Origin of the sequence: Bacillus mycoides, from assembly GCF_001757995.1 — a bacterium.
Taxonomy (GTDB): Bacteria; Bacillota; Bacilli; order Bacillales; family Bacillaceae_G; genus Bacillus_A; species Bacillus_A mycoides_B.
In genome coordinates this window covers 1-5617 of the sequence record NZ_LXLV01000046.1, presented here as the reverse complement: position 1 = coordinate 5617, position 5617 = coordinate 1, and the positions used below count along the sequence as shown (strand labels likewise).

The window sequence follows — 5617 nt, the reverse complement described above, 5'->3', positions numbered from 1 at the left end:
AAGTGAAATAAAATGATAAGTATAGTTAATAAAGAGAATTGTATTCATAATCTTCAATAGGAGAGGTGAATTTGAAATATGGATAATAAAAGTGGAAGTGAAAACTTACCTATTATAAATAATCAAAGTGAATATATAGATACATATTTAGAGAATATAAGTGATATCGTTCCTTTTCTGCATAACAATAATTATGTAGATAAGGTAGAAGAGAAGATGGAGGTTGCAGAAAAAGAGGGAAAGAGTAAATATACGTATTTAAGTGACCTGGAAGTCATTTATCATTTCGTACATTTACAAAAAGATATGGATGAGAAGAAGAATAGAAAAGAGGATACGAAAAAGAGTTATGTATCTGAAATCTTATCATTTTGTCAGTGCATGGTGCAGCATGCAGTAGAGTTCGAATTGAATGGGGAAGAGGTACAGCAAAATGCCTCTTTATTAAAAACATTACAACCTTGGCATATTCGTAAATATAATTCTTGGTTGAAGCAGATAGAGAACGGTAGGAATGGGGATACATATGCAGTCGCAACACTTGCCAAGAAAACAGTATTAATTCGTTCGTTTTTAAAACACCTTCATGTATTTGCTTATATCGAAAAACCTCTTCATGAAGAACTGCAGCGCGCAAATGTAAATGAACAGGACCGGCCAAATCGGGACCTATCTTATGATGAAGTTATGAAAATCTTAGGTTTTTATAAAGAAAGAGGGCATTTAGTAAACTATACAATTTTACTAGCTCTGGCAAGTACGGGTGCAAGAATTCAAGAATTGTGTACAGCAAGGGTCAAAGATTTACACTATGACGGAAAGCACTGGTTAAAAGTAACGGGCAAAGGGGATAAAGTGCGTGAACTTTTCATTTCGGAACATATGTATCAGTGTATTTGTGAAATGAGACGAAGAAGAGGGTTCCAAACTGTATTGGATCAAGGAGATGAAAGTCCTTTATTTGTAAATCAAAGGGGTAACTTTTATAATTCAAAAACGTTATCGAATCAGGTAACAGATATGATAAAAAAGACAAATTTAGAGTTTCTGCAGTATCGTGAGAATCCAGTAACGGCGCATACATTCCGTCATGCTTTTGCAATCATGGCAGTTGAACAAGGAAATGCAGATCTATATCATTTAATGCAAACGCTGGGGCATGAAAATATCCAAACAACAAAAATCTATTTAGAGAAGTATATGAAACGGAAGAATAATGTGGGTACCTCATTTGCGGATATGTTGCAATGAATAAAAAGGTATTTATTAGGGATGCCGCCACATAACTATCAAGATAAGAAAAATAAACCCTGACAGGTTTCATTTTTTTTACTATGCTACCTGACGAGTATAAGTGATATACTCATAAACAATACCCAAAATTTTCAATGGGAGGAAATGATATGAGGATCACGATACAAGAATATGTGGTCAATGAAATAGATTCAGGACCATATGGAATAACCGTAGGAATAGACGGGGCATTGTGGTTTACGGAACAGAAAGGGATAATGTTTCCACTTAAATAAATTTTGCATTATCCTCAAATAAAATAGTTAACTCATGTATAAATATCATAATTAAGCACATGTTATATACAAATATAATGGAGGTGCAATTATGAATATTCCAAGACACGAAAATAATACAAATGAAGTTCTTATTCCTGCCGCTGCAAGTGCTATTGAGCAAATGAAGTATGAAATTGCTCGTGAATTAGGGGTCACACTTGGACCAGAGACATCAGCACGCGCAAATGGTTCTGTTGGTGGAGAAATTACAAAACGCTTAGTTCGAATGGCTGAGGAACAATTAACGGGACAATATAGATTACACTAAGTTAAAGAGGTAATAAAAAAGTATTCATATAAACATGGATACTTTTTCCTTTTATTTACATAAAATTTAAAAAGATGATTATGAGTCCGAAAATCGACCTCTCAGATTCCTTTATAAGCTTTTTGATTGATTAGGGTAATACCATATGTATTGATTGAAATAGAATCCTATAATAGAGATAAAAAGGTGGTTAAACGTCCTTTTGTTTTCGTCCGTAATTTTAAGTGTATAATACTTAAAACAATTTAATGTAATACACTTAAAATAGGTGATCTGATTATCAATTAAAAATGAAGTGAAAAATTCAAGTAGCCATAGATATTTATCAATAAAAAATGTCATACAAAGAATGCCTAATACAATAATGGATTTAAAGCAATAATCCCTAAGTGACATTTCTTTTGTTATAGAATAAACAAATCCAGGTATTGCAGTAACTATAGTTTTGAGGTCAATTTACTGTGCGCTAAGTGTCTAATGTCTACTTTTACTTTGGATTTATATTGCAGCACCTCTTAATTAGAGGTGCTGCTTTTTGTTAATTAACAACCATTGCAATCAGAAAATTAATAATATGTTATGTGATGCGGTAATAAAGCTAGGTAGCAAAGAGACTGTTAATACAAAGATTAACAACATATTAAAAATCTATTTCATATGTCTTGTCTCCTTTGCTATTGCTATTAATTTTGAAATCTATTCATTTCTTCCACTTTTGCGGAAAAATAAAACTAATGTTGCGACCTTTAATATAGGGCCAATTAGATAAAAATAGTTGTCCCTATACCGCCAATATTTTGAATATTCCATTCGTCTTTTGTGTTTTCTACTTTTATTTTTTGAACTGATGATGAAACCTCTACCTCAATTGGATCTCTAAATAACATATATCCATTTGGTGTTTGAATTTCTTTCACTGTGTACTTTTCGAAGCATAGTGGTTCAGAAGTAGCCTTACCATTTTCATCTGTTGTTAATTTCCCAATCACTTTACCATCTTTGTCTAAAATTTGGAACACAGTATTTTTCAGTTTTACATTTGAATCAGAAGTATCCACTTTCTCAGTTTCAATCTACCCAAGTGATTGAAATGGAATTTTTGCTGTTGGTTCTTGCAGTGGTACAGTATCTCCTGTGACTTTCGCTGTATTTTGAATCTCTTTTCCAGCTTGGCCCTCGCATGGAATACTACTGTATGCCAGTCACTGTTTTTCCATCTACTTGTAATGTGCCTGGGACATATTCCAATCCTTCTGGCAATGTATCCGCAATGGATAGATTTTTCACAAGACTAGCAAGAAGCGAATTTCTTGTTAAAACTCGTATACTCCAGTTCATCCCTTATTTCTGTATTTGTATTTTGTAGGTTCTTCACTGTGTTCTCGGATTCTATGATTGGATCTTGTAGAATTAAGAAACGACCTCCGCTCATTTCACTGTCGTTTAGAAAATTACAAGAAAAAGATCTATTTCTTTCCACTCAGATAAAGTATCTTTCACACTTTTCATATCTACTTCGATATTTAGATGCTAATTACAATTAAATAATATATGATTTTCACAAAAAAAATATAGTAATATTTTGTCGTAAATTGTACTATTTTGATATTTTATAGTAATATTTGTCGTGAGTTATACCTGACGGAAAATAATTTATGAATCCATAAAGGAACAATGTAAAAATTTATCATTAAATCTAATTAAAAGGAGAAGGTAATGAATAATCCCATCGATATACAACACTTGTGTGATCTCGCACATAAAGCCTTTAATGTACCTGTTCATATTTTATCTACAGACAAAAAAATCTTATATCATTCTACTTCTGATGATGTTTGTAGTCCTTTTTATTCTTCGAAAGAAGAACATCTTAGTCACATTTATCAAGAAAATGATCCCTATAACTTGCCACTTTTCAGATGTAACAGTTATCTTGAAAATTTCGTCCTAATTCATATAGCAAATCATGATTATATAAAAGGGACTATTATAATCGGTCCCACTATACATCTAAAGGGCTCAGATGATATAACCTTTAAACTTCGAAAAGAAATTAACTCAAATAATAATATCCAAGAAAGACTAGCCTATTATCAGAGCCTACCTGAGATTAAAAAAACTACTTTAATTGATATGGGAATTTTATTACATTACATGATTTTCAATGAAAAGTTAGATGTAGGTATTGTTTTAGAAAAAAATAGAGTGCTAGAGGAAGTTCCGGATAAAATTGTGAAACCTGATTTATATATTTTAAAACGCCGAGAAAATAAACCTAAAACTCACAACATGGCATTAGTACATGATTATTTTTCAGCAATCAAAGAAGGAAATAAAAAAAAGTTAATACAATATATGTATGCAGTTTCACAAGAAGATGTTGAACCTATTTTAATAGCGGATCCACTCAGAAACCAAAAAATTCTTGGAATTATTGCGATTACTTTAGCTACTCGATATGCGATAGAAGGTAACCTCCCACCAGACATTGCTTTTGCTCTTAGTATTTTGTATATCCAAACCATGGAACAACTAGAGAACGTGGACTCTGTAAGGCGATTGTCAGGAGACGCTTTACGTACTTTTGCAGATCGGGTGAAAGAATTCAATGCGCAAAAATTTTCAAATGCGGTTACTACATGTATGAATCATATTAGTAAAAATGTTTACGATGGAATATCTCTCAATGAACTCGCTAATCATTTGGATATTACCCCTACTTATTTATCTAAATTATTTAAAAAAGAAGTGGGGATTCCATTAAGTGAATATATTCAAAGGGAACGAGTGGAAGAAGCAAAAAAATTATTAACACTAACTACATATCCATTATCAGATATTTGCGCTTGGCTAAATTTTAACGACCAAAGTTATTTTACAAAGGTTTTCAAAAAATCAACTAACATGACTCCTAGACAGTATCGTGAAAAACATACCGTAATATAGGCTAGATATCTGTTTCTGGTGCACGTGTAAGTAGTCTCTAAAACTTGGACATACTGAACCTATTACTCTACAAAGAGTGCGTGATTGGCCTGAAAAAGGAACATGTAATTAAATAGACGCATTATCAGCCTGATATTATTTTGTTAACGGAATAACCTCAGTTTTCGTGATTTGGTGAAAATAATGGAGAAACGGGGCTTATCCATTTCTCCTACAACGACTATGCGTTGGATTCATCAGTATGGTTCTGAATTAGACAAACGAATCTGACGTCACCTCAAACAAATAGCTCTTGAAGAGTCCATGAAACATATATCAAAGTAAAAGGGCAATGGATATATTTATATCATGGTGTTAATTTGAAAGGAAACATAAACCATTTTTTTCTAAGCAAAACAAAAAACCAGAAGGCTGCAAAGCGCTTTTTCAAGAAAGCTTTGCGGCCTTTTCATGTTTCAAAACTTCTTGTTATAACGATCGATAAGAATCTAGTTTATTATCTTCATGTTAAATATTGAGTTGGTTGGAATGGAATGAATTGTATTTAAGAGGTTTTTTATGACTATATAAAGACATTTTTGAAGAATATGGTAAATTAAAGAGCATGATAAATTAAGTATTTATTAATAGTAATATCGGGAATTATTCCATAAAATTTAGTGAAATAACATATATTACTTGATATATCTATACTTTATGTAATTATACATACCCAAATAAAGGTAAAAAAGTATAAGTGATCCTATTAAATTATTCTATAATTATTTTTTCTAAAATCAAACCAGCTCGGTTAAAATAAAATAGTTATTTATTTACCATATATATATTAATT

5 protein-coding genes and 2 pseudogenes are annotated in these 5617 nt (G+C 31.6%); 5 read left to right on the top strand and 2 right to left on the bottom strand.

The features are described 5' to 3' along the window. The first annotated feature begins 78 nt into the window (after positions 1-78). The 3 genes and pseudogenes from BWGOE10_RS16205 to BWGOE10_RS16200 all read left to right on the top strand — a co-directional run bounded on the left by BWGOE10_RS16205 (position 79) and on the right by BWGOE10_RS16200 (position 1839). Complete coding sequence (locus tag BWGOE10_RS16205) at positions 79-1251, top strand: tyrosine-type recombinase/integrase (protein WP_070144182.1); 1173 nt, start codon at positions 79-81, stop codon at positions 1249-1251. A 152-nt stretch (positions 1252-1403) separates the two neighbouring features. Next, positions 1404-1508 (top strand): annotated as a pseudogene (locus tag BWGOE10_RS31710) (Virginiamycin B lyase); the annotation flags it as partial. 112 nt (positions 1509-1620) lie between these two features. After that, complete coding sequence (locus tag BWGOE10_RS16200; protein ID WP_070144181.1) at positions 1621-1839, top strand: alpha/beta-type small acid-soluble spore protein; 219 nt, start codon at positions 1621-1623, stop codon at positions 1837-1839. Between the two features lie 761 nt (positions 1840-2600). On the opposite strand, the gene BWGOE10_RS16190 is transcribed toward BWGOE10_RS16200, so the two are convergent. Together BWGOE10_RS16190 and BWGOE10_RS30210 are read right to left on the bottom strand one after the other, a co-directional pair. After that, a complete protein-coding gene (locus BWGOE10_RS16190; protein ID WP_070144179.1) occupies positions 2601-2897 on the bottom strand; it encodes a prealbumin-like fold domain-containing protein in 297 nt (98 codons plus the stop codon). A gap of 130 nt (positions 2898-3027) precedes the next feature. After that, positions 3028-3177: a hypothetical protein gene (locus BWGOE10_RS30210; RefSeq protein ID WP_236736038.1), complete on the bottom strand. Its 150-nt coding sequence runs from the start codon at positions 3175-3177 to the stop codon at positions 3028-3030. Between the two features lie 378 nt (positions 3178-3555). Here BWGOE10_RS30210 and BWGOE10_RS16185 point away from each other — a divergent pair, with 378 nt between their 5' ends. Both BWGOE10_RS16185 and BWGOE10_RS30205 read left to right on the top strand, forming a co-directional pair. Continuing rightward, on the top strand, positions 3556-4785 hold the full coding sequence (locus BWGOE10_RS16185) for a helix-turn-helix domain-containing protein (RefSeq protein ID WP_070144178.1): 1230 nt from the start codon (positions 3556-3558) through the stop codon (positions 4783-4785). 134 nt (positions 4786-4919) lie between these two features. Further along, a pseudogene (locus BWGOE10_RS30205) lies at positions 4920-5282 on the top strand (DDE-type integrase/transposase/recombinase); the annotation flags it as partial. Between the last annotated feature and the right edge of the window lie 335 nt (positions 5283-5617).